The following is a 306-nucleotide window of genomic DNA, read 5'->3' as shown; positions in this document are numbered from 1 at the left end:
CGGCCGTTCGGTCAATCGGGCGCATTGGCGTTATCTGCCCGGTTCGAACTCGGGCACCGTCGAGGCGATCGATGAGGTCGCCGACGAGTTGATCGATCCGGACCTGAGCCGGCCGTTGCGCAGCGTGACCCCGCTTCCACCTGCCGTCGACGACACCGATTCCGAAGATCCCGAACTCGCCTTCGATTACACACCGCCGAAGGCCGCTCGGGTGTCACCGATTTCGCGTTCGGCGCGCATGACCGCCAAACCCGACGGGTCCGAGGTCACCGTGGACGCCGACTCCGTCACCGGAGAACAAACGGC

The 306-nt window shown here is 65.7% G+C and carries 1 protein-coding gene; it reads left to right on the top strand.

The genetic code is table 11. From position 1 onward, the window contains the following. Nucleotides 1-306 (top strand): septation protein SepH (gene sepH / locus SB754_RS19725; RefSeq protein WP_410784084.1); only part of this gene is annotated, 306 nt, incomplete at both ends.

Source organism: Leifsonia sp. SIMBA_070 (assembly GCF_046534635.1).
Taxonomy (GTDB): Bacteria; Actinomycetota; Actinomycetes; order Actinomycetales; family Microbacteriaceae; genus Leifsonia.
This window is presented reverse-complemented; position numbering and strand designations above follow the sequence as displayed.